At 47.2% G+C, this 867-nt stretch carries 1 protein-coding gene; it reads right to left on the reverse strand.

What is annotated here, in order from left to right; translation table 11 throughout:
• A partial coding sequence (locus B4F66_RS12300; protein ID WP_526022913.1) for a PDC sensor domain-containing protein occupies nucleotides 1-565 on the reverse strand: 565 nt, incomplete at its 3' end.
• Nucleotides 566-867: the final 302 nt, after the last annotated feature.

An 867-nucleotide genomic window follows, 5' to 3' on the forward strand; every position in this document is an offset into this window, starting at 1 on the left:
TTTTCCGATCTTTGGAACAAAGATAGTATTCACCTGCTCTTACGCCATTTTCATCCGGCGTAGCATCTTCCAACCCTTCCAGATTTTCCACCACAAAGCTGTTTTTATCGGAACGCACCACATAGGGCAGGAAACGCCCACGGGCATCACTGCCTAAGCTGTTACGCTGAATGAAATCACTGCCGTCCACAGTATTTGGTTCAAATGCCACGTAAGCACCCAGGAAATCATCATTTAGTGTCAAAGTCTGTTCCAGCGTTCTGACGGCAAGACCGCGCTTGTCTGTAATGGATGAATCGGCGACAACAGCCTGCATCACCGCGGCATTAGCCTGGGCTGTATGTAATGCTCTTTCCAGAGGAATGCGCAACTGCGCCGCTGTGTCCTGAGCTAATATCTGTAAATATTGCTGTGCCTGTTGCTGGCTGACATCACGGCCCTGCTCAGAAAGCGTCTGTTTTATCGAACCGAATTGCCAAACACTGATCAGTGCTGTTACCACCACCACAGTCAATAGACTTAGTCCGGCCCAAATACTAAAACGCTGTTGAATGGAAAGCTGCATTTTTATCTCCGTTGTCAGGGACCGGTGTTGCCGGCATACCATTAAATTTGCAGGTTGAAAATTCAAGCTACAATAATCGTATTCACTGAACAGCCGGAATATTACCCACGATGGCAACACATTCCGACTTTACCCCTGTCCGGTGATAACATCCCAATTAAGCTGATTGGCTATAAGGCTTGGAATAGGCCTGAGGTGCTTGTCGTGATGACAAGACCGCGCAGACTTTGCCAGATTTTTTTCGGCCGCGCAATCCTGATAACAGAAATATATGTAACAGTTAGGGCTTGTTGATCTTTCAT

The organism is Methylophaga sp. UBA3603, from assembly GCF_002375335.1.
Taxonomy (GTDB): Bacteria; Pseudomonadota; Gammaproteobacteria; order Nitrosococcales; family Methylophagaceae; genus Methylophaga.